The sequence below is a fragment of the Paracrocinitomix mangrovi genome (genome assembly GCF_019740355.2).
GTDB classification, from domain to species: domain Bacteria; phylum Bacteroidota; class Bacteroidia; order Flavobacteriales_D; family Crocinitomicaceae; genus Paracrocinitomix; species Paracrocinitomix mangrovi.
Genome location: NZ_CP091819.1, coordinates 2116056 through 2142204 on the forward strand (window position 1 = coordinate 2116056; position 26149 = coordinate 2142204).

General features: G+C 34.5%; 35 protein-coding genes. 3 read left to right on the forward strand and 32 right to left on the reverse strand.

Going from position 1 to position 26149, the window contains the following annotated elements; genetic code table 11:
• Nucleotides 1–20 precede the first annotated feature (20 nt).
• Both K6119_RS09665 and K6119_RS09670 read right to left on the reverse strand, forming a co-directional pair.
• Entirely contained in the window at nt 21–515 is a 495-nt protein-coding gene (locus K6119_RS09665; RefSeq protein ID WP_221838635.1) for a monoheme cytochrome C, read from the reverse strand.
• Complete coding sequence (locus tag K6119_RS09670; RefSeq protein WP_221838637.1) at nt 515–1759, reverse strand: sulfite oxidase; 1245 nt, start codon at nt 1757–1759, stop codon at nt 515–517. Before K6119_RS09670 ends, K6119_RS09665 begins: the two co-directional genes overlap by 1 nt.
• Before the next feature lie 286 nt (nt 1760–2045).
• Between K6119_RS09670 and K6119_RS19465 the strand changes: the two genes are divergently transcribed.
• Nucleotides 2046–3833, forward strand: coding sequence for a rhodanese-like domain-containing protein (locus K6119_RS19465; protein ID WP_221838639.1), 1788 nt, complete (start codon nt 2046–2048; stop codon nt 3831–3833).
• Nucleotides 3834–3992: 159 nt separating this feature from the next.
• Nucleotides 3993–4673 (forward strand): hypothetical protein, encoded by a 681-nt coding sequence (locus K6119_RS09685; protein ID WP_221838640.1) that lies wholly within the window; start codon nt 3993–3995, stop codon nt 4671–4673.
• Nucleotides 4674–4742: 69 nt separating this feature from the next.
• On the opposite strand, the gene K6119_RS09690 is transcribed toward K6119_RS09685, so the two are convergent.
• The 4 genes from K6119_RS09690 to K6119_RS09705 all read right to left on the reverse strand — a co-directional run bounded on the left by K6119_RS09690 (nt 4743) and on the right by K6119_RS09705 (nt 6684).
• The gene (locus K6119_RS09690) at nt 4743–5159 is read right to left on the reverse strand and encodes a hypothetical protein (RefSeq protein ID WP_221838641.1); all 417 of its coding nucleotides are present in this window, start codon (nt 5157–5159) and stop codon (nt 4743–4745) included.
• Between the two features lie 9 nt (nt 5160–5168).
• On the reverse strand, nt 5169–5597 hold the full coding sequence (locus K6119_RS09695; protein WP_221838642.1) for a hypothetical protein: 429 nt from the start codon (nt 5595–5597) through the stop codon (nt 5169–5171).
• Nucleotides 5598–5683: 86 nt separating this feature from the next.
• A complete protein-coding gene (locus K6119_RS09700) occupies nt 5684–6130 on the reverse strand; it encodes a hypothetical protein (protein ID WP_237828149.1) in 447 nt (148 codons plus the stop codon).
• 53 nt (nt 6131–6183) lie between these two features.
• Nucleotides 6184–6684, reverse strand: a complete 501-nt coding sequence (locus K6119_RS09705) for a hypothetical protein (RefSeq protein ID WP_221838648.1) — start codon at nt 6682–6684, stop codon at nt 6184–6186.
• A 163-nt stretch (nt 6685–6847) separates the two neighbouring features.
• Between K6119_RS09705 and K6119_RS09710 the strand changes: the two genes are divergently transcribed.
• On the forward strand, nt 6848–7291 hold the full coding sequence (locus K6119_RS09710) for a hypothetical protein (RefSeq protein WP_221838649.1): 444 nt from the start codon (nt 6848–6850) through the stop codon (nt 7289–7291).
• Nucleotides 7292–7316: 25 nt separating this feature from the next.
• Here K6119_RS09710 and K6119_RS09715 read toward each other — a convergent pair whose 3' ends face one another.
• From K6119_RS09715 to K6119_RS09840, 26 genes are all read right to left on the reverse strand, one after another.
• Nucleotides 7317–7742, reverse strand: a complete 426-nt coding sequence (locus K6119_RS09715; protein ID WP_221838650.1) for a hypothetical protein — start codon at nt 7740–7742, stop codon at nt 7317–7319.
• Between the two features lie 55 nt (nt 7743–7797).
• Nucleotides 7798–8454, reverse strand: a complete 657-nt coding sequence (locus K6119_RS09720; protein WP_221838651.1) for a DUF4407 domain-containing protein — start codon at nt 8452–8454, stop codon at nt 7798–7800.
• Between the two features lie 80 nt (nt 8455–8534).
• A complete protein-coding gene (locus K6119_RS09725) occupies nt 8535–9056 on the reverse strand; it encodes a hypothetical protein (protein WP_221838652.1) in 522 nt (173 codons plus the stop codon).
• 113 nt (nt 9057–9169) lie between these two features.
• The gene (locus K6119_RS09730; RefSeq protein ID WP_221838653.1) at nt 9170–9697 is read right to left on the reverse strand and encodes a DinB family protein; all 528 of its coding nucleotides are present in this window, start codon (nt 9695–9697) and stop codon (nt 9170–9172) included.
• Nucleotides 9698–9892: 195 nt separating this feature from the next.
• Entirely contained in the window at nt 9893–10417 is a 525-nt protein-coding gene (locus tag K6119_RS09735) for a hypothetical protein (RefSeq protein WP_221838655.1), read from the reverse strand.
• A gap of 101 nt (nt 10418–10518) precedes the next feature.
• On the reverse strand, nt 10519–11277 hold the full coding sequence (locus K6119_RS09740) for a hypothetical protein (RefSeq protein ID WP_221838657.1): 759 nt from the start codon (nt 11275–11277) through the stop codon (nt 10519–10521).
• Between the two features lie 233 nt (nt 11278–11510).
• Entirely contained in the window at nt 11511–11948 is a 438-nt protein-coding gene (locus K6119_RS09745; protein ID WP_221838658.1) for a hypothetical protein, read from the reverse strand.
• Nucleotides 11949–12094: 146 nt separating this feature from the next.
• Nucleotides 12095–12847 carry a hypothetical protein gene (locus tag K6119_RS09750; RefSeq protein ID WP_221838659.1) on the reverse strand — a complete coding sequence of 251 codons (753 nt, stop codon included), beginning with the start codon at nt 12845–12847 and terminating at the stop codon, nt 12095–12097.
• Nucleotides 12848–12986: 139 nt separating this feature from the next.
• On the reverse strand, nt 12987–13604 hold the full coding sequence (locus tag K6119_RS09755; protein ID WP_221838660.1) for a hypothetical protein: 618 nt from the start codon (nt 13602–13604) through the stop codon (nt 12987–12989).
• A gap of 111 nt (nt 13605–13715) precedes the next feature.
• Nucleotides 13716–14264 (reverse strand): hypothetical protein, encoded by a 549-nt coding sequence (locus tag K6119_RS09760; protein WP_221838664.1) that lies wholly within the window; start codon nt 14262–14264, stop codon nt 13716–13718.
• An 85-nt stretch (nt 14265–14349) separates the two neighbouring features.
• On the reverse strand, nt 14350–14907 hold the full coding sequence (locus K6119_RS09765; protein WP_221838667.1) for a hypothetical protein: 558 nt from the start codon (nt 14905–14907) through the stop codon (nt 14350–14352).
• Nucleotides 14908–15044: 137 nt separating this feature from the next.
• Nucleotides 15045–15677 carry a hypothetical protein gene (locus tag K6119_RS09770; RefSeq protein ID WP_221838669.1) on the reverse strand — a complete coding sequence of 211 codons (633 nt, stop codon included), beginning with the start codon at nt 15675–15677 and terminating at the stop codon, nt 15045–15047.
• A gap of 175 nt (nt 15678–15852) precedes the next feature.
• Nucleotides 15853–16434, reverse strand: coding sequence for a hypothetical protein (locus tag K6119_RS09775; RefSeq protein WP_221838671.1), 582 nt, complete (start codon nt 16432–16434; stop codon nt 15853–15855).
• A gap of 185 nt (nt 16435–16619) precedes the next feature.
• Complete coding sequence (locus K6119_RS09780; RefSeq protein WP_221838673.1) at nt 16620–17069, reverse strand: hypothetical protein; 450 nt, start codon at nt 17067–17069, stop codon at nt 16620–16622.
• Between the two features lie 105 nt (nt 17070–17174).
• On the reverse strand, nt 17175–17654 hold the full coding sequence (locus tag K6119_RS09785) for a hypothetical protein (RefSeq protein ID WP_221838675.1): 480 nt from the start codon (nt 17652–17654) through the stop codon (nt 17175–17177).
• 125 nt (nt 17655–17779) lie between these two features.
• On the reverse strand, nt 17780–18139 hold the full coding sequence (locus K6119_RS09790) for a hypothetical protein (protein ID WP_221838678.1): 360 nt from the start codon (nt 18137–18139) through the stop codon (nt 17780–17782).
• A gap of 205 nt (nt 18140–18344) precedes the next feature.
• Nucleotides 18345–18848, reverse strand: a complete 504-nt coding sequence (locus K6119_RS09795; protein WP_221838680.1) for a hypothetical protein — start codon at nt 18846–18848, stop codon at nt 18345–18347.
• 113 nt (nt 18849–18961) lie between these two features.
• The gene (locus tag K6119_RS09800) at nt 18962–19519 is read right to left on the reverse strand and encodes a hypothetical protein (protein ID WP_221838682.1); all 558 of its coding nucleotides are present in this window, start codon (nt 19517–19519) and stop codon (nt 18962–18964) included.
• A 101-nt stretch (nt 19520–19620) separates the two neighbouring features.
• Complete coding sequence (locus tag K6119_RS09805) at nt 19621–20055, reverse strand: hypothetical protein (protein ID WP_221838683.1); 435 nt, start codon at nt 20053–20055, stop codon at nt 19621–19623.
• Nucleotides 20021–20449: a hypothetical protein gene (locus K6119_RS09810; protein WP_221838684.1), complete on the reverse strand. Its 429-nt coding sequence runs from the start codon at nt 20447–20449 to the stop codon at nt 20021–20023. The genes K6119_RS09805 and K6119_RS09810 overlap by 35 nt, the downstream gene beginning before the upstream one ends.
• A gap of 232 nt (nt 20450–20681) precedes the next feature.
• On the reverse strand, nt 20682–21083 hold the full coding sequence (locus tag K6119_RS09815; RefSeq protein WP_221838685.1) for a hypothetical protein: 402 nt from the start codon (nt 21081–21083) through the stop codon (nt 20682–20684).
• Nucleotides 21084–21325: 242 nt separating this feature from the next.
• Entirely contained in the window at nt 21326–22546 is a 1221-nt protein-coding gene (locus K6119_RS09820) for a hypothetical protein (RefSeq protein ID WP_221838686.1), read from the reverse strand.
• Between the two features lie 385 nt (nt 22547–22931).
• Nucleotides 22932–23321, reverse strand: a complete 390-nt coding sequence (locus K6119_RS09825) for a hypothetical protein (protein WP_221838688.1) — start codon at nt 23319–23321, stop codon at nt 22932–22934.
• A gap of 370 nt (nt 23322–23691) precedes the next feature.
• A complete protein-coding gene (locus K6119_RS09830) occupies nt 23692–24414 on the reverse strand; it encodes an OmpA family protein (RefSeq protein ID WP_221838690.1) in 723 nt (240 codons plus the stop codon).
• 191 nt (nt 24415–24605) lie between these two features.
• Nucleotides 24606–25022 carry a hypothetical protein gene (locus K6119_RS09835; RefSeq protein ID WP_221838692.1) on the reverse strand — a complete coding sequence of 139 codons (417 nt, stop codon included), beginning with the start codon at nt 25020–25022 and terminating at the stop codon, nt 24606–24608.
• A gap of 247 nt (nt 25023–25269) precedes the next feature.
• A complete protein-coding gene (locus K6119_RS09840) occupies nt 25270–25836 on the reverse strand; it encodes a hypothetical protein (RefSeq protein WP_221838693.1) in 567 nt (188 codons plus the stop codon).
• Nucleotides 25837–26149 lie beyond the last annotated feature (313 nt).

A 26149-nucleotide genomic window follows, 5' to 3' on the forward strand; every position in this document is an offset into this window, starting at 1 on the left:
TAGAAATTAAATAATCGAAACTAATTCAAGTGATACCACTCTTCCACGACCAAATTTGGTCTTCGGCCTTCATTTTCAGGCGCGTAGTTTTTACCTAGATAATCCAAGATAACTTCTTCTTTTGGTCCAAGATCCCAAAGTTTTTGTGTTTCCTGCATCCAAACAATTATATCTTTCCAACCTTCTCTGGTTGCTCTGTTTTGCGTTACCAAGTTAAGTGAGTGACAGGCACCACAGGTAACCATAACATCCTCCACTCCTTTATCTACAATCAAACCAGTAGGTTGATGAATTCCGTCCACTACATCTGCTGAATCAATTGTTGTTGACGGAATGTATTCTTCTTGCACATTAGTGGTGTCCATTGCAACAATCTCGGGAGCCGGATCAAATAAATCCGGAAACAATCCCACCTGAAGCAACCAAACAACACTAAACACAATGATTAATACACCAGTGTTTATAGCAATTTTGGCCCTCTTTAAGGCTAATTCTTTGTACTCTTCAAAATCCATTACGCCTGTTTAACCGCAATTCTATGACATGCGTTGTTTAGGTAACCTTTAGGATTCCATCCAGGAACCACCATTGGTTGAGATTTTCCGTTTTGGTCCGTTGCTCTTGCCCAAATTTCATAATATCCAAATTCAGGTAGCTTTACCTTGGTGCTCCATCTTTGCCAGGCCAGTCTATTTTTTGGCGGTTGCAAATCACACTTCGTCCAGGTAACTCCAAAGTCAATTGAAACATGCATTTCTTTCACTTCCAAATCCCCTGCCCATGCGTGTCCTCTTACTTCAAATGTTTTTCCTTTTCCTACAATTGCACCTGTTTTAGGATAAGTAATAATAGATTTTACCGGCATTGACTCAATGATTTCCATTGCTTCATCCGGCACCTTTGTTCCAGGAGGTACAGGAAATTTAGGAACTCTGTAAGACTGACCCTCCATTTTAGGTCCGTCGTGTACTTTATTACGAACTGAAATTTTTGTAAGCCATTTTCCAGATACAGAGGCAGGCCATCCGCCCATTACCAATCTCAACGGATATCCGTTCATCTCCGGAATAGGTTGATCATTCATTGCCCAGGCAATTAAAGACTCATCCTCCATAGCCTTAGAAATTGGAACTCCTCTTGATATTACTACTTTATCAGGATCTCCTGACAAATGAGTATCTGCACCATAATAACCTATATAAACAGCATCATCTTTAATCCCAACATCATTCAAAACATCTTTCAATCTCACTCCGGTCCATTTTGTACAGGCAACTGCACCAAGACCCCATTGATTCCCTTTTGCTGGAGGATTAAACTCGGCTCTACCATTACCTCCACACTCAATAGTTAGGTTGTATGAATATTGCTTAAACTTTTGTTGTAACTCTTTTAAAGTATATTTTTTAGTCTGCTTAACTGATTCTCCAGTAATTTCAAGCGTCCATGTATCTACATTAACATCTTCAGGCGGAACTCCATTGTTTCTTACAAACATTAAAGCAGCCGGCGTAACTTCTGGATCCAATAAATGAACCGGAGTTTCACCATTCCATGGTTTGTCATTTAAAATTTTAAGTCGGTCGCTTTTACCCGGAATAACTTTTTTGGGACCATTTTTATCATCAAGCCCGATAGGCTCCATGTCGGTAGGTAAATTTTCCCCAAAAACAATTTTAGAACCAATAGCGGCGCTAAATATGGCTAGAGTAGATTTTGAAATAAACTTCCTTCTACTCGAATTTTTTTCACTGTCCATAGGCATCTCTTAAAATGATGAGCAAACTCAAAGCTAAGAATCAATAAAGGAAAGTTCTGTAACTAATGTCACAAAGTAATCCTTATTTTGGGAGTAGTTTCGCAATTACAGCACTCACCATGTCCTTCTTTGTTGTATTAAAATAATGTAAAAATTAATGCAACATCCTGAAAGACATTATAAAGTAAAAAGGTATTTAAATTTATAACTTACTAAAATGCCGAATCACTAAGTTGTAGATTTTTAGTGCTTTAACTCACCTTAAGTTGAATCTAAAAAATTTAATATGATCGCACGACTCACCGCACTGGCAATTATCCTATTGTCTTTTAATTTAGGATTTGCCCAAGACAATCAAGCCTTTATTTCAGCAGATGAACTGGCCAAACAATCTTCAGACATTTTCTTATTTGACATCAGTAAAAAGGATGTTTATGAAAAAGAACACATTGATGGAGCTATTCACATTACAAGAGATGACATTTCAAAATCAGATGGGCAATTTCACGGTGAAATAGCAGACCTGGAACAGATAGAGAATCTCTTAAACAATTACGGAATTAGTAACAATGACAAAATTGTGGTTTACGACCATAAAGGAGGAAGTGATGCCGCCAGATTTTGGATTGTTTTAAAATCATACGGATTTGAAAATGTTCAGGTTTTTAATGGTGGATTAGATAGCTGGAATAATGAAAATGCTTCATTTAAACAGGCCAATTTCAATGACTCTACAGCAGTTTTACAGCTGCAGGACAATAGCGCAAATTTTTTAACCAACAAAGATGAAGTACTTGAGGCTATAGATAAAAACGATTTCATCATTGTGGACACCAGAATGTATGAGGAGTACACAGGTGAAATGGTTAAATCTCCTGCCGCTAAAGGAGGCCGTATTCTCGGTGCTGTACATTTAGATTGGGGAAATCTGGTAGATTTTGAAAACGGCAAATCATTAAAACCGCTCAATGATTTGAAATATGAATTTGAGCAAAAAGGAATTGTTCCAGATAAAAATGTCATTGTTTATTGTCATACAGGAACAAGATCATCTCACACCTATATGGTATTGACGCAAGTACTTGGTTATCCAAATGTAAAAAACTATGATGGATCATGGGTTGAGTGGAACAGTGACGAAACTTTGCCATTTGAAACAGGAGAAATCAATCCTTTAGATGAAGTTACCTACGGACAACTTTTTAAAGACAGTTTTTTTGGTTACTTAAACTATATCGTTGATCAAATAACTTTTAGATCAACCCCTTGGTATGAGAATTATTTTTGGTTTTTAGTTGTCCTTTCATTAGTTGTTTGGATACTAGAAATATTGTTTCCCTGGAGAAAAGAACAAGCTATTTTCAGAAAAGACTTTTGGTTGGATTTCTTTTTTATGTTCTTCAACTTTTACATTTTCAACCTTGTTATTTTCATTGCGTTTTCAAAGTTTGTTACCAAGATTATTTATGATCTAAGCGGAACAGATATTACAGGAGTTTCCGTATTTGACATGAGCGGTTTGGCCTGGGGATGGCAGATGTTGATCTTTTTCCTGGCCACAGATTTTATTCAATGGATCACCCATGTGGCTTTACACAGATTTGAATTCCTTTGGAGATTCCACAAAGTGCATCACTCAGTTGAACAAATGGGATTTGCAGCACATTTAAGATACCACTGGATGGAGACTGTTTTTTACACACCAATGAAATTTATCGCTGTAATGTTTATAGGAGGATTTGCTCCTGAGCAAGCATTTATCATTTACTTCTTTACCATAGCTGTTGGGCACTTAAATCATGCCAATTTAGGATGGGGATATGGGCCACTTAAATACATCTTCAATAATCCTAAAATGCATATTTGGCATCACGCAAAAGATTTACCGCATGAAAGAAGATATGGTGTAAACTTTGGAATTACATTAAGCATCTGGGATTACTTATTTGGTAAAAGCTATATTCCTTCATCAGGTAGAGATATAAAATTAGGTTTCCCAAAAATGGAGAAATATCCAAAACGATTTTTTGGTCTTATCACTTCAGGGTTTGGTAAAACTCCTGATGAGGAATAAAAGGTCCGTTTTATGTAAAAGTGTTAACGTTTTCAACCTACTTCATAATAGGTTGAATTCGTGACACTTAAATTCAATTTAAATCCCTTGTGTAACAATTGTCACAAAACTACCGGAGGGATTAGCATAATTTTAATTGTTTAATCACAACCTTAAGAAATGAATAATAGTATTGAGCACAAGTTCACAGGGTGGGCTTTTATTTTAGGCGCCCTTTTACTTTGGGGAGGATGGGCATTTTCATCTCATCATTTAGGTGAATACATTCAATCTTCAGACTTTGCTGTTATTGGCGAAGATGTTTGGTATTGGATCTGGATGTATCGTTTCCATATTTTTGGATGGGTTACAATGGCAATAGCTGTAATGGCATTGTTATCAATAGTTGGTAAAAAACCATACAGAGTTGTAATGTTGCCTGGCGCAGGTATGACAATAGTAGGAACTTTTACTTTGGCTATTGCTGCGGCATTTTACTACAATTTTGGTGCATGGGGAGTTGGACAAACCATGGATAAATCACCAGAGGAAGTAGAAGCTTTTATGAACGGAATTTTACCTGTTAACCAGTATGTAACATGTTTCTTGCGATTTGGAAAGATATTTTCAGGTGTAGGATTGATTTTATTAGGGGCAGGATTTCTTAAATGGAAACTTTTTCCAACTTGGTTAGGCGCTTATACATTATTGCTTGGATTAGCTGCGGTAGCTATCATTTTGGCTATTCCTGACAATTTTGAGATTTACAAACCGCTATTTCACATTAAATCAATTTGGTTAGTTGCAATGGGAGTTGTGATTTTGACCAAAAAATCAGAAGATACTACAGAAGAAGCGTAGCCAGGACTGCGGAGAAGGCTTTCTTCTGTTTTGAGAAAGGAGTATTGGAAATTAATTGCTTTATCGGCTTTAGTTTTCAATACTCAAAACCTCAATTAAATGTTCGGCAGTTAATTTATCTGCATATTTTTCATTCAAAAAATCCAGTTTAGATTTGTCCGGCAAGGTCAAATTTTTCTTTTTTAGGACAGACATTAATGACTCTTCCAAATCTTCATGGTCAATGTCATAGTCATTTATCAAATCATCTTCGGGATACATTGAAAACCAATCATGTTTTACATAGGTTTGAACAGCATCATAAACGGCTTCAATATATTCTTTAGGATAATCTTTTTGGATATAAAAAGAGATATAATCTTCTTTTGATTTAACAGGCCTGGAGTCAGCCAATTTTCGAAGCTTTTGCCTGTGTCTTTTGTTCCAGATTATTGTAGCAAAAACAAAAGTTGTAATAAGAAGTCCTATGAAGATGTACGTGTTCATTTCTGTATATCATCTATTCGACTTAAGAATGTCATGAATAATTCCGAAAATAACATATGTCCAACTTGTCCATAATGTAACTGAAATAATTTTGTTTTCCAGATCACTTTGTATTGTATCAGAATTCCAATCTACTAAAAGAAAAGTTATTGTTGTATTCATAAATACAACTCCAAGAATACAGGTTAGAATAAACAATAGGTTTGAGGGTTTTCCATTTTTTTTCAGGTTCCATAAATAGAAAATGATAGGCGAGATTAAAAAAATGATGCTTACAAAAAGCATTGAACTAATCGCTGAAAAACCAACAAAACCTTCAAATAAACTACCAAGATTGGACGCAATCTTTAAAAAGATTAGAGGTCCGATTAATGAAAGCGCTAATACAAAAGTAAATAGCCACAGTATCATGCCTGTGATTGTTCCAAACTTCTTCATTATGAAATGGGTTTGAATAAAGTTAGTTTTTACAGAGGACAAACACAAATGGTGAAAAGTTGCTTATTACATTCTGTTAACATGATTTAATAAACCATTTCAATAATTTTTATCACTTTCTCATCTCTTACATAAATCTCAATCCCTTCAGTGCCCACATCTTGATATTTCGTCTCTTTAATATCCTGTTCAATCTTATTGGTTGATTTATTCCGAATCACTATCTCTTTTCTTTTGTAGAACATGCCTACCCATGTTTCCAACATGAATTTACAGGAGTGATTATCGGCCAATTCGAAAACATTCCTTGTATCCGCATCCATTTTGTTTTCAAGATCAACTGCAGTTTCACCCCAACTTTCTTTCCAACGATTCATATTTTCTTTGAAAACTGAGTGCTCAACTTCTACATAAAATGAGTCAGTTTCCCAAATGACACATGGATCAATTAATTCGCCTTTGTCTTGCGCGCCACAAGAAAAGAAAGTCATTAAAAAAAAGGCTAAACTAAATATTTGACTGAAGTGATTCATACAATAAGACCCACACAAATCTTGCCAAATTGGACTTGATTAGAAGTTTCGCATTAAACTCTTATTTCGCTCTGGTACTTGTTAATTAAGAATTTGATCTTATCATAAACATCACCATTTCCCATGGTTTTATTCCAGACATACCGATCGCCACTTTTTAGTGTCTGCTCAACAAACTTTTCAAGTTTTGAAAACGAACTAAACTCAATTGTTCCTATCAATTCATTTCCACAATTAATAATTACAATTTCACTATGTCCTCTCGATTCATAATAATCACCCATTCTAAATTTGATTTTGGATGAACTGCGCTCAATTTTTTTCTTTCTGATTAAATACTCCTTTACAACTTTATCATTGAAAACTTTAATGCGATACGATTTGAAATAGATAGCACACAGGGCAACAATGACAAATGGCAATAGAAATAGCCAAATAATGGGCTTATAAACTGACGTTAAAAAAAGGATAATAGTAAATGGTGGAGCTACCCATAAAATTATATATCTCCAAATAGATTTTGAACCGTTTGTTTCGAGAATGAGATTGCTCATGAATGCTAATTATCAATTGTGCGATAAGTTAAAACTAACAATTTGTTTGAGACTCTTCAAAACACCGTTAAATACTCAATTATGCTACATAGATTGACAATCTGCATTTTTGATTTACAAATCCAATAATTCAATTTACTTTTAGACATATCAACCAATTCTTATGAACCGCAAATCCCTATTTTATATTTTTCTAATTTCTTGCAATATTCTTATCTCCTGTCAAAAAGAAGGATGCACAGAAATACATGCCGACAATTACAACGAAAAAGCAGAGGTAGATGACGGTACCTGTTCATATGCAGATGGGAAATACAGTTATGTTGAACACGAGACAGTAAAAATTACCATTGGTGTGGCAGATAGTTGGGGACCGATAAGTGAGTCGGATGTTCAAATTTATCACGAAAACGTATTTATCACCGGTTTTTTAGAAGGCATGTCAACTAACACCTATTACATTGATGCCGAGCTATTTTTAAATGCGGATGTGAAGATTAATGATATAGTTTATGCTACGGCTTCAGCTTTTGGAATGTCAGGAAGTGGATGGGTAAATATGAATGCTGCAGGTGAGCTGGACTTTGGATATGTGATGATTAATTAGGGATTTATACTCACTTTCAAAAAAACTATATCTCTTCCTTTAATAGATATTTCACAGAAAGCTTAGCAAGTATAATAGATGAGCCTATAAATAAAAAGCCAACTGTTAAATCTACCCAAACATTGAATGAACCAACACTCCCAAAAAAATACTGATCTAGTTTATACGCAATTAATAATGCTATAACGTACCCGGCAAACAGCAGAAAACTATTGTTTCGCGGAAAAGCCAATGAAAATGTAATTATAAGGGTTATTAATATTATCAAACCAAGCAGAATTGGTAGTATGACAGTAGATAATAAAGCAAGATCAGTAAATAACATAATCTTACTTTTTGTTTGACCTAATATTAATGCTACAATTACTGAGGTAAGAAGAGATAATCCTTTTATAGTCAACAAGGAAACAATTATTCCTCCAAAAAATTCTATAATGTATTTTCTATTCATTCTATTGATAGTATAATAAAGCTAGTTATATACCTTGTCTGAAACCATTCACTCTTTATGAAACAATAAGTCCAATAAGCCCAGCCAAAACTCCTAAACATAAAATTGAAGCGTAAATCAAAAGTGCTTTTCTCTGTTTGGATTTATCTTTCTTAAAAGAAAGAATAGCATGGATTAAAACCAATGCACAAAGCAACGCCCCTAATGTAACTAACAGGGATCCTACAAACAGTCCTCCAAAAACAATAGTGTAGATTCCAAAAAAGATGACAAAAGCGCCGCTTAATACGAGCAATGAATAAAGCACCCAACTCCAACCTACTCCAACATTTTTCTTCCCTTCTTTCTTTTTAACAAAGCCATTCTCTTTCTTTTCAGTTTTGTTGGTATAATCTTGAACTGCAGATACAGTTTGAATTGGATCACTTACATCAAATGTTTCTTTCTCAAAACTTTCTGATGCAACATTTTTTTCTAAAGTATTGGCGGGAATTTCAGATGCTAGCTCATTTTTGACACGAAAAGTATCTTGTTCGGGCAATTGAACATTATATGCAGATACCTGTTTTGGCTCCTGATTTGGCTGTTCGTTTTTTGATTTAAGCGTTTTAAAATTAGTGTACTTCTGTTGCGAGAAATTGTCAAACCTTCTTAACGAACAGCTTTGAAGCATGAATAACAGGATAAAAAAGAAAAAGAAAATTCTTTTCATGAATCAAAACAATTTAGTTCTAAAATAATGGATAAAGCGAAGTACTAAAGCTAATCATTTAGAACTCATACAAGATGAATTCATAAATCAAGAACGGGATTCTCTATCAACGAATTCCCTATAATCGTTCTTATCTCAACAAACTCATTTTCATTTAGTTCATAAATTTGTTGACCAAATAATTTAATAGCATAATCATTTCTTATTCTATCCAATTCCATCTCGTATTTGTTCAATACATACTTATAAAATCCATATTTGGTTTGGCGATAAGTATTCAAATAAATAACATAGTTGGAAATATTTTGAAGTCCCAATGAATAAAATTTCTTTGTTCTTTTCCCACTGTCAATAGAGCGTATAACAATCGCCCTTATGGAGTCTGAAAAATTAAGGGTGTCAATTTCAACGTTATTCCAAAGCAACTGATCTTTTGGTGTCAATGTGATTTGAATGGTATCACGTGGTATGGAATCATATGAGATTTCAGTTGGCTCTATAAATTCCAATTCTTCAAATGAGTTAGGGTTCCTACAGCTAAAAAAGAAGATTCCTGTAGATGCTAATAGAATGTATTGAAAAACTCTAGTTGATACCATCATAATGTGTGGCTAAAGCTAACAATTCACTTTGTTCAATGAAAATGAAATGTAGTTGAATTACATGCGCTCCCAACAACTTTTAAGTTAGAACCAATTAGGTATAGCGGTACACATCAGTCTTTATCCAATAAAGGGATGTATCTATCCTTTATGATGTTGAAATGATGAATTTGATGTGCAGCTATAGTAAATCCTATTGCAGATAAAGGCATTTCGTATTCGAAAAATTCGCAGTTAGTATCAAGTATTTTCTTGTTAAATGATTCAAACATCAAGATTGAAGATTGGCGCACAACACGGAGCTCATTTATCAAATGTTGTATAGACAATTCATCTGCATTTGAATTTTTGCTCATTATTTCTTGATCGTGTGCAACTGGTGTAGTTCCTTCATCACGAGCAAAAATTATGGCTCTAAAGCTCCAAATTCTCTCCCAATCAATTAGATGTTGAAATATCTTGTTCACTGTCCACTTGTCCTTTTCATATGTTCTCAAGCCTAATGTTTCTAATTGATCAACATCAAGTTTGTCAATTTCACTCAAACTCAATTTTAGGGCAGGTAACAGTTCAAGACCTGCCGTTAGCTCATATACATTTTCAAGAAATTCCGGATTCTTTTTTGTTTCTGATGTTTTCAATTGATTGATGTTTTTTTTATAACTACGCTAAAGTTAGGCATTTACCGCGTTCAACAAAAACTTTGCTGTAGTTGAATGCCATATTCGCTTTCGCATAGCGTCAGCAAAGTAAAACTTGATGTGCACAGGACAGATAAAACGGAACCGGTTTTCCTTATAAAGCACATAACAAATGACAACAAGGTGGTCAAATAACTATGGACACATTCCGCAAATGGTAGAGGTGTGTTGTATCAATGTAACTCCAGAAACATTCTTGTCCAATACAATGATTGGGACATCTAGGCTCATTAGCTCCCATTGAATTGTTTCAGAGCCTCCAAAAGGCCCCACATTAAAGATTGGCGCCGGCACAAATCTTTCACTGGTTAATGAATCCCCTAATGCGGCAAAACTATAATGACCAGCTGCAACTTCTACTTTGAAATTCCCTAAAGAATCTACTTGAAATGTCTTCACAATTTGAGGAACACTATCACCTTTGACATGCCTAATTAAATTGAGTTTAATATAAGGCAGTGGAACGGGAATTGGTTCATAAGGATTCTCTACTCCTCCTTGATAAAAGTAGGTGGCTTGTACATTTCCACTCAATTCAAATTTTTGAAGGTTTTCCTGAGAAATTCCGAAGATAGGAAGGAATAAAATCAATATAAGCAGATACATTTTCATCATTGTCTTTTGATTGAATACATTTTGAAAACAATGGCGTTCAAACATTAAGATATTTTTAACATTTCGAGCTTTGGAGGCAGGAATAAAAGCATTAAAACTGGTGAGCGTCCTACCGTCCTGTTAGCTATTGAGTTAAGGCTCATTTTTCAAAAGTTGTTTTCCTGGCGAGATGTAAGTTGCCATTTACCACTTAACTTTTCAAATTCCATCCAAAATGAAAATCCACAATCACGGCAAAAAGTTCCAAAGTAAAAGCTGGAGTCTGTTTGAATAATGGACACACTATCATCAGTAGTTTTTATTTCCTCCCGATAGTCCCAAGTCATCAACGGCCATTTCTCTTTGGTCCATTCTGTGTTTCCTCCATAGTCAGTATAGGTCCCAATCAATGGAAATTTAATTCTTGACATTTGGAAGATTGAATCGGAAATGAATTGATCATAGAATTCTTCAAAAGACTTTTCACTGCTAATAATATCAGTGCTATCAGATAAATCAGTAAAAAATTCTTCCGGCAAGTTTAAACTTTTCCATTGAACCCAAACTTTCCATTGACCGTCTTTCTTTAACAAGGAATATGTATAGTTGTAAGTGTATTTTCCAAATGGTTTACCAAATGGCTCAGTTTCCCTCCTTACTCTTAAATTACAAACGGCTGTATCATTTGATTCTTCACATGTTATTGATAAAATGTCTTCTTCATTTGGTACACACCCTTTCTCAATAATATTTTGGACAGCTCCATGCATTTCATCAGTGGAAAATTCTAAAGCACGGTCACAGTCACAATTGTTTATACTTGTTATGTAATTCTCCAACACAACTTCAGGAGTGTTGGGCGTTTCTGAACAAGAAAATGCGACAAAAAGGATAATTAAAGTGGTAAGACGAATTCTAGAAGACATAAGCAAAATAAAAACTGGCTACAATGGTTTCCAAGTGTTTGGCTAAAGCTAGCAATTTACTTTGTCCAACGAAAATGAAATTGAAGCTGGATTGCGTTCGATCCTGATATTTATCGGGAGTGTGGGTAAAAAATTCGGACTTTGGTTGTTGACCGTATGTTGGCTACCCGGACATTTGACGCACCACTGGGAGCTAAACTGCGCGGGGATTTGAATTTTACTTACTGTTATAGCTAGTTTTCTATTCTGCTAAGTTCGAACTGCCATCCCTTTTTCCATCTGCTATAAAATTCTTTTGCAAAACTATTAGGAACTGGTAAAGCCCAGTAAGCTTCATCAACTACAATTTCAAAAGACATAACTTCACCATCATACTCTGTCATTTTAATTTCAGTAGGATTTAATTCTGATTTTATAATAATTATTGAATCTGATTTAAATGATGAATCGTCATATTTAGAATTAATTATCTCTCCATCATTATTTACGACTAAAATTCCCTCTTTGAAGTCGAATTCGCTATTAAGTTCTAGACAATTTAACTCAGCTGTTAAACTAATCGGTTCAAAATTAGCAGAAGTCAACTCCCATTTTCCATTAAGTTCTGGCATGTTGTTGCAAGAAAACAACACAATAACCAGTAGAATAAGAAATGTATTAAGATACCTCATATTCAATTAATTTACACTAACGTTTGGCTAAAGCAAGCAATACACTTTGTTCAATGAAAATGAAATTGAATAGCGTGCGATCCCGACAGCTATCTGGAGTGCGAGTAAAAAAGTGAAGGACACATTCATTACCTGTTGTATTAGGATTAGTTTTCTTTTTCATTTCTAGGTACTGCAATATAAAAGGTGTATTCCCTGTCTACCACTTTAGCAGATGAAATAGGATAGTATCCACAATCCATTATTGGATCCATTTTCCAATAATGATCATTTAAATATATTCTAAGACGAACATGAGCACCTTTTTTATATGGTCCATCAGCTGCAGTGAAAACTATGTCAGATAATTTTACATTATCATAAGCATTGACAATTAAATTCATCAATGAATCTTTATGTTCAACAATCCAATTTAACCTTTCAGGACCAAAGCCCCAAGGTGAAAACTCTTCTGGTTTAAAATAACTTTCAAATTCTACCATATGTGTTTTGTCGGATGCTTGATCATCATAATAGAAAGGAGTGTTTGTTCTTCTTAAACTGTCTATGTAATACGATTTTTTATTGTAGTTAAAAGTTTGCTTTAAAATTTTTACTGGCTTGAACATTTCTTGAATTGATTTATAATCAAAATCAGTTGAGTCACAATAAGCAAAATGTTCATTTTTTTGATTGTTTTTAATAACCCAGAATCTATAATACTGAGCACAATCAGAATTTTTTAAATTTTTTCTTTTTGATGGTTCCAGAATTTTGTCAAAATCATTTATTGGGAATGAATCTAAGTTGGTATAGTACAGGCCTCTGGCCCAAAAACTATCTTCAAACAAGATGAAATTTTTGGATTGTGCGTTTCCAATATTCGGTAACAATAATATAAAAAGTAAAATTCTATTCATTAATTAACCCTAACGTTTGGCTAAAGCTAGCAATTTACTTTGTTCAACGAAGATGAAATAGTAGTTCAATTGCTTGCGATCCTAATATTTATCGGGTGTGTAGGTAAAAAAGGGAAGAACATGCGTAATGCCTTCTGTATTAGCGCAGGTTTTTCAACTCACTTAAAATTTCAAATCTCATTTCGCTAGCGCATTGTCGTTTATGTTCTATAATATTATTCCAGGTATCAATATGATGACTAGTTTCTTCGCCATCAATAGTCTTTATCATTTTGGGTTCTTCGGTATATAAAATTGTGACAATTTCATTAGAATATTTTAATAATGACGGTTCAATTTTGCCATCATTGTTATAAATAGTTGAGTCCTCCTCATTAGTTGTGTAGTGAGTGGTGGTAATTGTTTTATATAGAATGGAGTCTTTGAAGTAGCATTTGCTTATTGTATGAGAAAAACCTACAGCATGCAATCCAGATAGGAACATTATAGAGTCTCCAAGAGTATAACCTGCAAGTGCTCCACCGCACAAAGACATTTCGTGATATTCTATTTTTTTAAGTTTGTTGTTTTCGTATAGTGAATCTGTCAATTTTACAAATTGATTTATCTCAAATTCAGAAGCAGCTATATTTTCAACAGCAGTAATGGGAATTCTTTCTACTTCCGCGTCATTCTCAGAAATACCTGAATCTGTTTGATCCGAACAGGAAAAAAACAACATAATAATTGCTATGGAAAACGAATTAGAAAGATTCATCAATATGTGCTAGCGTTTAGTTAAAGTTAGCAAATTTTTTACGCCCTGAAGAGAGATGGACAAGAGTGGATGTAAGTTTACTTACTGTGTTATCTGCAGTTTTTACACTGGTTATTCTGTCCCAATCAATTCACCATTCCAATTATAATATTTCCAGACTCCTCTTTTAATTCTTCTTCCTCTTAGTACATAAATGTGTTTGTTTCCATATGAATCTTCTTGGATCAAACTTGAGTCTCTAAGTTCCCATTCTTTTGCAATATTAATTGAGCCATCTTCAAAATGCTTTTCAAATTGATAATATCGCTCGGAAAGAATATCTGTTCCGGTAGCAATTTCATTTTCATCAATGATCCATAGCGTGTCTTTTCTAGGATGGAAGTGATTTTTATTGGCAAATGTGTCAACGGAGTTCTGAATTGAAGGCATTGTATATGTGAGAAAGACTGAATCATCATACACTTCATAAACCCCTTGGTTTTCAATAATCGCGTTACTTTGAAAACTCTTCAAATAAAAAGTGGAGTCCGATTTGAAAGTCAAAACGAGTTCACCTCCTTCTGGAAATTTCAAGCAGTACTTACCCCAAATGAATTCTGGATCAAAAGAATTGTTCCAAAGAATCAATGGTAATAAGGATATGAGAATTGCGGAACGCACTATAAAGTTTCAAGTTTATAACCTATAGATGAAAACATTGGAACGTTTCCATAATTGGAGCTAACTGGTATGTTCTGAATTGTTTTCAATCATTCCATTTAAAACAGTTGTATTGACTTTTTCTTCCAGCAGTTAAGTCCATTCCAGGTCTACTGCGTTCCCTTGCAGCTTGCCAAGTGCTTTCCGGAATATAAATTTGTAATTTCTCTGGCAGATATCGATTCAAGATAGTTACAACTTTGAAAACTGTTGAGTCAAAATTATTGTACATGACAATACTTGTACAACCTTTGTCCGCCTTGACTTTCAATTCATAACATGCTCCGCTTCTAACATACATATTGGAATAGGAAATTTCAGTATTCTCTAGACCTTTGAATAAACTGGAAATTGAGTCTAGATCGTTTTGATCAATCTGAATAATTAGGCTAGTGTCCTTCGATACATAAAAAGTGTCTTCAAATTCAGTGCCTTCGAATTCAATAAAATTAATGGAATCAGTTTCAATTTGATATGTATATTCTAAATCATGATTTTTAAGATAAATCCTATTTGAAGGTGCTCGTCCTAAATTTGAGCCAAGTCCATAAGAGGCATATTTAAGCTCAAAATCCTGACCGAAACAAACCGTTGAGACTAACAAAAAAAATAATATGAGTTGAGTTAAACGCATAATTATTCATAACATTTACCTAAAGCTAACAATTTACTTTGTTCAACGAAAATAAAATTGTAGTTGGATTGCGTGCGTTTTACCTATTCTGTCAGCAACAGTTCTCATTAGTCAAATTCAAAATATACTTTGAACCATACTTTTCTACCTACTGAAGTCCTGTTCCTTGATTCACGCACCTTTTTATGGTACAGTTTATAGAAATAAAAATCACCTTTTCTTTTCATATTTACCTGTGCTAAATACTCCAATCTTACATGAAATGGAAGGAAATAAATTCTGTATGAGTTGTATGCTGGATCAAAATTAAATTCAATTGTATCCGAGAAATAGCGAATAATCAGAGTATCGTTTAGTGATGTTTGCGAAACTAAAAATTGTCCATCAAATACCATTTCAAGATTATGTCCATTTTGAACCTTGAAAACTTCAATTCTTGAACTGTCCATAATATTGAAAAGTTCAATTTTTATTGAATCAGAGTGAGCTTTTTCATTGAGTACTGAAGTTCCAGGTACTGGTATAGAATCATAATTGAATTTGATGTTTCGTTTTGATCTGTCATAGGTCCCAAAGCCAATTGACTGCCCAGTGCAATGATTGAAATGATACTCAAATTTTCCATTATCGTAAAGGATGTAATAACGGCTGTACATATTCGCATCTCTTTCCCTTAAAGTATCTTGTGAGCTAGCGAGGAATGAAGAGCAAATGAAGAAAAGTGCAGATAACAACTTCATGTGTTTTTGATGCTAAAAAAAGTAGATTCCATAAATGCCTAACTTTTGCTTAAAGTTAGGCATTTACTGTATTCAACGAAAATGAAATTGAAGTTGGATTAGTAGATGATACTTACAGACAAAAAGGAGAACATCAATTTAATAGAATATGTGGGACGTCGTTTTTTTTCTGTGGTCAGTGATAATTATCAAAAATCACTTCATTAAAATATTCAAATTTTTTAGGTTCATGAGTATTCGTCCAAATTCCATTTAAATCAAATTGAACGATCATAAGTGAGTCTTTTATTTCTCTAAAAATAACGCTACCCTTTAAATCTGTGACTACCCAAAAATTAGAAAGAATCCCCATTTCCGTAATTTTTAGATTCATTTGATCATTAGGTATTAAATATTCACTGTCAACCTTCAGATTGAGGTAATTTGAAATTTCAAAATGAATTTCAGGAGAGGAAATTAATATATCAGATTGACCATGTACAGACTCCCCATCTGTATAACATTTTAATACTCTAGAATTAGGATTTTCAGAGCTTATTACGAAAATTGGAAAACTCACAGAAGAGTCAATTATTGAGGAATGAAATATCACAGGACTTTTATCTGTTTCTTGTTGAATTCCAGGTTCAATTGCATTTGCATTGTTATTGGTAAAATCAACCTCATTATTAATTTCAATTCCTTCTGTTGCTGTGTTATGCGAACCACAATTGATTAACAGTAATGAAAGTGCGAAAAAGGAAAGAAATAGTTTCATAACTCATGGTAACAAACGTTTGAGCAAAGCTATTATTTTACAGTTTCCAAAGCAAGTAAAAATGAAGTTGGATTAGGACTCTCAAAAACAATAAGATTTAGGGTAAAGGGAAAACAATCGGCGTTGTTTGCTACATAAAATAGGAAATGATAACGAAATGCTTCACATTCTTTAAACAGTCCGTATTATTTCACTTTCACACCTTTCTCCTTCAGTGTATCAAGGAAAAGCTTCATTGATTGCACGTTTTTTTTACCAGTTAGTATAGCGTAAAGTATATCTAAAATTGAAATTTTTCCGCCTGGATCAATAAAATACGATTTGGACTTATTGCCTTCTTTGACCTTTATTTGGATATACATGTACAAATTAAATTCATAGAATTTCACATGTACTATATCATCATAAGTATATCGCTTCTTTCCTAGGAAAATAAAACTTTCATTAAAGTATAAACTGCTTAGTTTGATATATAAAGTAGCGTAAAGAATACTAACAATTCCTAGAAAAAACAGGAAGAATTTAGACGTTCCTTTATATAAAGCAAAAAAGCCAAATCCGTATAGTAATAGTGATAGAATATACTTTTTTACGAATGTTATATCTGATGATATTCTAATTCCTTCCTCCTTCATTCTTTGTCAAAATTTTGGGTTATTCGAGGTTAAAGCCGCGTTTGGCTAAAGCTAGCAAATTACTTTGTTCAACGAAAATAAAATTGAAGTTGGATTGCGTGCATTTTACCTATTGTGATATAACCTGTTTTTCACTTCATCTAACAAAAGGGTACAGAGTTCCTTATTCGAAATGAATTCAGCAGACTCTGAGAACATGTAGTCATATTCTACTTTGAATCCTTTTTGGGTTCCAGTAATTTTTTCTACTTCAGATTTTTCTATTAGCTCTTTTGTATTGTTCCCCAGGTAATCAATTCCGGAGTATTTTCCGAATAATTTTCCAAGACCTTTTCTTCTAGAAATGTTCAGTTCCGCAAAATTTATTTTGTCCGATTTGAAAAAAGCTATAGTCCTATAGGTATTGTATCCTTTTGTTGATTTTCGGATTTTCCCTTCAATTATTAGTTGTCCACCGTTGAAGTCCGTTGAGTAATGGTATTCAGTCGTTTTACCGAATGAATGTGGCTGTTCATCAATTTTCAACACACCATTTGTTTCTTCAGCATATTGCTTCCAAAAATCATCTATTTCCTTCCAATTCATATCACCAATGGCAAACAACGTTTGGCTAAAGCTAGCAATTTACTTTGTTCAACGAAAATGAAATTGTAGTTGGATTGCGTGCACTTTACCTATTGTGATATAACCCGTTTTCTATTCCAACAAAGCTAGTCTGTAATTGGTTCGCCTCCAATGCTCATAGGCGTACTAGCTGAATAGTCAATATTGTCAGTAAAATGCAAAATTATTCCAAGTAACAGTGTAATTCCAGCTAGAATTAGTTTGAGTCTAGCCCGTTTTTTAATCTGCGTCCAAATCCAAATCAATAAAATAAGTCCAAAAATCAAAGTCCAAATCATTAAAATTGGGTATTCCGTAATAGAATTATCTATTGGAGAGAATTCTTCTTGTAATTCAGGATGTTCAATTAAGAATTCCTTTAAGTTCTGGTAATTCATTAACTCCATGATTTTATACGAAAACATGTAAACTAAGAATAATCCAGTCGATAGATTTATGAATTTCATAAGTCCTATTATAATGGGTTATAACGATTATGCAAAGTTAGGAATTTACCATGTTCAACGAAAGCTTTGCTGTAGTTGAATGCCGTCTTCGACTTAGTGTAGCAAAGCTTGATGTTCGGTGGCCTAAACCCCGGTCCCGATAGCTATCGGAAGGGAAGCCCGGATATGTACACGTACTGAGAGGTAATGTGTTATGTAGCGCTTTCTACTCTGGGTCAAGTACAAACTTTTCTTTTGACCAATTAAGGAAATGGTCGTCAATAATCTGGTCAATATTACTTCGATTAGCTCCTTTCCAGTACCATTGAACTTCTTGTCTTAGAAGATCTTCCTTTGCCCATCTGAGCAATGCGAAGTCTTGGATAGACCTATTTAAATTAAATTCGTTATACATTCCACCAAGGATTCTTAAAACTTCAATTGGTTTTCTTTTGTCATTTATAACTTGGTTTCTTAGGAACATTATATAATTACCAATAAGTTCTTGCTGATCATTAATATTAATGTTAAGTTCTCTGCAAACTGCATCTGTTAAATCTTTCATCTCAAATGCATAAAATGGAGGTCTTTCCCCAGCTAGAATATAAAGTGACTCAGAATTAAACCCAAGATTAATCATTTCTTCCGCCCAGTCAACCCACCGCATATCATTAACAACACCGGTTGCTTTAAGATATAACATTTCATATGTTGAATCTGGGAAGTTCATGAGGCGAATGCTTCAAAACGTTTGGCTAAAGCTAGCAATTTACTTTGTTCAACGAAAATGAAATTAAAATAGAATGTCGATATAAAGTATGTTATACAAATCACGGCTAATTTTCAATCAATCCAATTCTTTACGCCACAGAAGGTAAAAAATGTTTTTATTCGTTGAAGTCGGTTAGTATTGTCACAAGCGTATCCCCAAAATGCATCCACAGTACCATTCCATCTGTCACAGTCAAAAGCAATTTCAAAGAACGCTATTGGTTGCTGATTTCTATAAAATACTATTGCTTCATGAGGAAAATAATCGCAGTCCAAAGCCGACCTTTCATTTCCACAAACCTCTGTGACCTTCCAACTAAGAAAAGTAGATTTTAATGAGTCTATTTGCTCATCATTCAACTCTATAGTTTCAAGAGAATTTTCTATTAAAACTTTGTCTCCTGAGATTAAATCAACGGGAACTTCATTTCCTACGCTTTCCTGATAAACAAATAGTTTTACTGAATTAAAACTGTTCCAAGGAAACAATGTGTCGAGATTATAAAGTTCTCTATAGTCTTGATACGCGCAAGTTATATTTTGCTCACCTTCTTCAGAACAGTCAATTGTTCCACAAGATAGAGTAAAGAAACAAATTGTGATAGTATTAATGACAATCCAAGTTCGCATTATATAATTTAATGTTTGTGTAAAGCTAGTTCTTGAGCACGAACGGCACAAGCGGTATGCTTTACTTATTATGTTATGTTTGGTTTTTTCAATTTTTTATGTCAATCTATTTCTAGCTTACATTCATCAAATTCAATAAAAAGACATTCCCTAGTATTACTAACTTTCCAACTTCCATCAGTCCATAACATATCATAGCAAAATTCCATTTGTCCATACTTTACTCCATAAAAAGACCTTTCTTCTATTGATTTACATATGGCAGAATTTCCTTCTATTTCACATTGTACACATTTCACTTGAGTATTGTATTTTGTACATGGATTATATTCATTAGTTTCCTTATAAAATACGGCGAAATCTCCAGTGGATAATTCTAAAACTTTATCTTGTTCACAATTAGCTATGGCTTCTGTGAATTCTTTGACTACTTCTTCAGGAGTATCTGGTTCTGTGGAACAAGAAACAAGAGTTAAAAAAAGTATAGCCAAATAAGGGGATTTAATCAAAGTTTCTTTCATTAGGTTCTGATTCATCTATGTCATTGTTGTCTTTTAAAGTGATATCATAATCATGATTTAGATTATCAATCAACCACTTGTTATCTTCCTTAACAAGATCCCAAAAGGTTGTTATGAAGATCAGTTCTCTTTCTTCATAGCAGTTACACGTGGCTGTTTCGTTATTAACCTTACAAATTACGGAGTCAATTTTAGCTTCATATGGACTACAACCTAATTCTATAGTGCCTTCCACAGATTCTTTGAAATTTCCTTTTTCAGTACATAAACTAAGAACTTCCTCGCATTTTCCCTGACTTAAGTAAGTTTCTATTTTTTTCACAACGTCTTCAGGCGTATCGGTGTTTGCCTTACATCCATGTAAAACTTGACTGACTATTAGGATAAATATGATAAAAGGGTATTTCATTTATCAATATCAATTGAACATAACCATTGGGTAAAGTTAGGTATTTACCGTATTCAACGAAAGCTTTGCTGTAATTGAATGCCGTCTTCGCTTTCGTGTAGCTTCAGCGAAGCAAAGCCTGATGTACGGTAGAACCCCGGCCCTGATAGCTATCGGAAGATGGAAGCCCGAATATGTATACGAACTGGGAGGGAAAAGCATGGCCAGAGTGTCAGATGTGAACTTTAGTTTTCTACATTTCAAAGCTCCAGCAACTTTCACCATTAGCATTGTCAGTCCGTTGATAGAAGATAGTGTCCGTGAGTGTGAGATCAAATGTTGTCATTTTACCTGATTCAAGAGTAAATATGATAGCTTTTATAGTATCATTTTTGTCCGTTCGGTAATTCCATTCGGTAGTAAAAAGCGAATCTTCATCAAACCAATACTGACCTGAAGCAATGGTGCAACCATCATGTCTTATCCAGTTTCCATCACTAAAAAATTCTATACATCCTTGATAATCAAAGGTTGAGTCTTTCGGAAACCTATATTGCCATAGTCCAGGAATTTCATTGTAAAATTTCCTTTCTAGTTCTGAGCGACAACCGGTAGCAATTAGAAGCAAAAGAGATATGTAAATAATTCGTTGCAAGAATTAAAGCTAACATTTGGCTAAAGCTAGCAATTTACTTTGTTCAACGAATAGGAAATTGAAGTTGAATTGCTTGTGATCCCGATAGCTATCGGGAGTGTGGCAAAAAATCCCGGTCCCGATAACCATCAGGAGATGGACGCTCGGATAAGTATACGTAATGGGAGGGAAAAGCGTGGTCAAGAGAGTCGGACATGAACTTTAGCTATTATGTTATGCACAATTTTCTACTATGGTAAAACCTAATAGTACTCATACTCACATTTTGAAGTATAATAGAGAAGTCCCTTTCTAAATTCTTTTCTTGAAGTCCAGTTTCCCTCGTCATCATAGATATATTGGGCTGTGTAGCTAAAAAATTCGTCTTTAACACCACCAGAATATCTTTCATATTCGATCGTATTTCCAAAATTGTCGCGATTCCATCTTTCTTCAAAATCTACTTTCCCTTTATCGTTGATGCGTTTAGAGGATACACAATAGCCTAATTCATCATATTCGTAAAGCAATTTTGTCATTGAATAACCTTTAATCGTTCGTTCAATCATGTTTCCTTTTGAATCATACTTATAGGTCTCAACTTCGTCATGAATGACTCCACATGAATAGTTAGGCGGTGCAAAATAATAGTACTCAATAAGTCTTGCTTTAGAATCATATACCCATTTTTCTTCTATTCTTTTGTTGTTGTCAGTTACAAGCCACTTTTCTTTGATTTTGCTTTTCTTTTTATATCGATAAAATTCTTCAGACGACCATTGTTCAGGTAATTCCAGTTTGTCTAAAAACTCAAAACCAGGGAATGAAGTGAGAAAAGACATATTTGATTCCATATAGGAATTAGTTATTTGCCCGCTCTTATTTCTTACTTCTTTAATCAAAAATTTCAAGCTGTCTAAACCATCAAACTGTCCTGAAATCTTGGTTTTATAATTATCTTGGTAAACGATTACTTTGTAAGTGATCAGAAGGTTGTTTGTATCGTAGTCTTCAGTTTTAATCAAAGAGTCATTTAAATCATAGAAATATAGTTTTCTGTAGTAAACAGTTGTATCAGTGTTCCCAAACAAAGCACGATTCATTCTTGCTTGATTTTCCCAAATATTTTTCCAGAAGAAGGTGATCGAACGCATTGAGTCGAAATTAATTTCTTGAATCAACCGCCCGTCCGCAGTATAAACTGTATTTCTACCCCAATCTAAATCGCCATTTCTATAATAATGCTCGAATTTCGACCAATTACCGTTTGCATCAAACTCCATGTAGTAATTTCCATAAATCCTATCATATTCATTGAGCACACCAAGTTTCAATTCCTTGTAATCATCTTGTAGCCATTCTGACCGAATAGAAAAAGATTTGACTTTACCCTTTAAGTTGGTCTCGCTTGATAAATGAGAGTTATTACTTTGAGAATAAACTCCGTAAGGAATTAAGAAAATGAAAAGTAAATTCTTTAACATGTGTCTAGAGTATTGGGCTCATTCACCTAACGGTTTATCTCTTCAACGTTACAATTCTGGTGATCACCGCAATGACACCTAACGTTTGGCTAAAGCTAGCAATTTACTTTGTTCAACGAATAGGAAATTGCAGTTGAATAGCGTGCGATCCCGATAGCTATCGGGAGAGTTGGCAAAAAAGGGAAAGACATGCGCTTTACCTATTGTGTTATGTGCAGTTTTTTTACTCCTTATTCAGGTAATGGTACTACGGAAAGAATCCATTTCATTCTGAAGTATCAGGTATAGAACACTTTACTACTAAATTCTTAAGTTCTTCAAATTCGGTCCAACCAGAATCTCCTTCATGATTATTGTACCATTCAGTGTGTTCTTCCAAAATTGGTTATGCACTGTTTTCTAATCTGGATTTTGCATGTTCGAATTTGGATCTGCCGATCATCTGAGAGATGAACCTTTCCATTGGGGTAGAGTTTTCCAATGGAATTCCAATAGCTCTTCTCTCTGGTCTGTCCAACGGGAAACGGTAACTATCTCCTGATTTCGTAGTGATTTTATAGTTAATTACTTTGGATATTGGAAACTTTATAGTCTCCTCGCAAGTTTGAATTTCCGACCAGTCTAGTTCAATTTTTGAAATTAGATTTTTCAGAATAAGTCCGTCTTCATTTGCTTCTGCTTTGTAAAGTTTGAACAACATCCAAAAAAACGTTGCAAAAGGAATAATTCCAATAATCGAGATAAATATTAGTCCGTCTGTTAGCAATGGGAGCATGGTAAAACAGAAACCCCAAATCAGATAAGCAAAGTGCCAGCTGAAATAAAGAAAAGAATCAGTTTTATATTTCTGAACAGTTACCATGCTAATGGTACATAACGTTTGATTAAAGTTAGCAAATTACTTTGTTCAACGAAAATGAAATTGCAGTTGAATTGCGTGTGATCCCGATAGCAATCGGGAGTGTGGCAAAAAAATCCCGGTCCCGACAGCTATCGGGACTGGTCTGTCCGACCGTTTTAAATCAACGTAGCCTTGGCGAAGTTGATGATGGCACCCCAGGACTAAGGACACGCTAATATGAGCTTTTTGCGCTGGACAAGGGTCGGACGTTAGCTTTAGCTATTATATTAGGTGCTGTTTTTTACTATGGGTTTTCAAATTCAATAACAATTCCAAGTTCCAATTTACCAAGGAATTGGTCTGTAGTTTCATTATCATAATAAGTCATTAATGAACCATAGGAGAAATAATTTCTCGTCGGGAGTGAATTTTGAACTGAAGTTTCAGAAATCCGATTCTGATTTATTCCGTTCTCCAGTAGTACATTTTTAACATATTCTATTCGTTCTAGAGCAAGATTATTTGATGTGCTGTCACTTGAAATCCCAATAATTTTCAATTTTTTATCGGAATCTTTAATTGTTTGGATTGAATTCAAAATGTTATCACATTTCAGGTTTACAAGGGAGTCACTATTAATTTTAAAAAAAAGATATCGTCCCTTATCTCTCAGGCAGCAATCGATTGACTTGAATTCAACCACTATTTGTCCGTTTGAGTCCACTGAATCTGCGTGGAAGTTTTCGATAGAAATTATTCCTGATTGGTCACTTGTGAGTATTAACCTGTATGATCGTTTTTCCAAGAAGATGGTTGTATCCTTTATATACAACCCAGTTTCAAATGTGTGCCAACTGTTAAAAGGTATACGTGTTGAATCATTTAGTTCAAAGAAGATTTTCGCTGTATTTTCACACTCGTAAAAATTTTGTCCAACCCCGAATGCAATAATACTCTCCAGTTTAATAGGTCCGTTATATTCTTGAGCATTAGTTGAAAATGTCAATAAAACATAAGCTATGAGCACAAATTTTCGCATATCGTAATAGCACCTAACGTTTGGCTAAAGCTAGCAATTTACTTTGTTCAACGAAAATGAACATTGCAGTTGAATTGCGAGCGATCCCGATAGCTATCGGGAGATGGCAGCCCGGAAATGCACACGTACTGGGCGAAAAGCACGTGGACGAGTGTCGGACGTGAGTTTTTCTAACTGTGTTATGTGCTGTTTTTCTTTCTGGTTTGTCTTATCATTATTAGCCATATAAATAATTGTCCAAAGAAAAGTATTTTCACACCTATGTCCTTAACTATATCAACTTCTCGCCATTTGCTAATTTTCAATTTAGGGTTCCAGGGATCTCCCTCACTCACCCTGTCTTTACCTATAACTTGACCTTCAATAATATATAAGTCTACGCCCATTGGGTCAAATTTAGTTGAAGGTCTTTCGGAAACATAAATTTCAGAGTAGTCCATGTCATATTTCTTCAGACTGTCGGGAGTAATGCTTCTCAAATACAATTTGCCACTTACTACTGTTTCATCAGGACACGTGCAAGCAAGTCCGCTAACTTTTATTTGCCCCCATTGAAAAGGTGAGATGTAGTCAGAGAAATAAAATAATTGTCCCAAAAGTATGAGTGCACCAATAATTAATATTTTCCTTTGTCCTGTCAATTTTTGGGTTCTTCAATGGTACACAACGTTTAGCTAAAGTTAGCAATTTACTTTGTTCAACGAAAATGAAATTGTAGTTGAATTACGACGTGAGGTGCGCTGACCAAAACCCCAGTCCCGATAACTATTGGGAGATGGCAGCCCGGAAATTTACACGTACTGGGCGAAAAGCACGTGGACGAGGGTCGGAGGTGAGCTTTGCTTACTGTGTTATGTGCTGTTTTTCATCAAGGGAAAGGGTATCCCCATCCTCATTGATCATAATTACATTATTAAGCACATCAATTTCCTCTGGAGATGGTCCTTTCTCTTCAGGAGCTTTGTTTTCAAAGGGAATAATGAAATACAGCAGAGCCACAATTGTTGTGAAGATTGCTGCCATTAATGGCTTTGAGATATTACCTAGTAATGGTTCTTTTTCTTGCTCTACTTCTGGTTCAATAGCTTGATATATAAGCTCTCTTTTCTCTCTCGGTTTTAAAGCTTCCAAATGTTTTTTTTGCTCTTCTTCCCCAATTTTGCTCCACAGAAAATCTTCTAATTTGGAACTTTCAATAAGATCATAAGTTTCGGGTGAAAGAAAGTAGAGCATTTTGTCTGACTCATATTCAATCAAATCATTAGAAATTAGAAAATCAATGACCTTTTTTTGATCTGAGAGGTCAGTTCCGTCAGAATTCTTGAAGTCCCCCTTCCGAAATGATTGATTTTCCTTCTGATGTAGTGAAAGAATGTTGAACAATGATATGTCGTAGAGATTTGATGACATTCTTGATTAGGGCTAATACCAATATCACATAACGTTTGGCTAAAGCTAGCAATTTACTTTGTTCAACGAAAATGAAATTGAAGTTGAATTGCGTGCGATCCCGATAGCTATCGGGAGTGCGGGCAAAAAATCCCTCCCGAGTCCTCGGGATGACTGTCCGACCGCTCTCAATCAACATAGCTTCAGCGAAGTTGATGATGGCAGCCCGGATATGTACACGTAATGGGAAGGAAAAGCGTGGCCAGAGTGTCGGGCATGAACTTTAGCTATTATGTTATGAACCGTTTTCTACAATGTGTCTAGAATATAACCT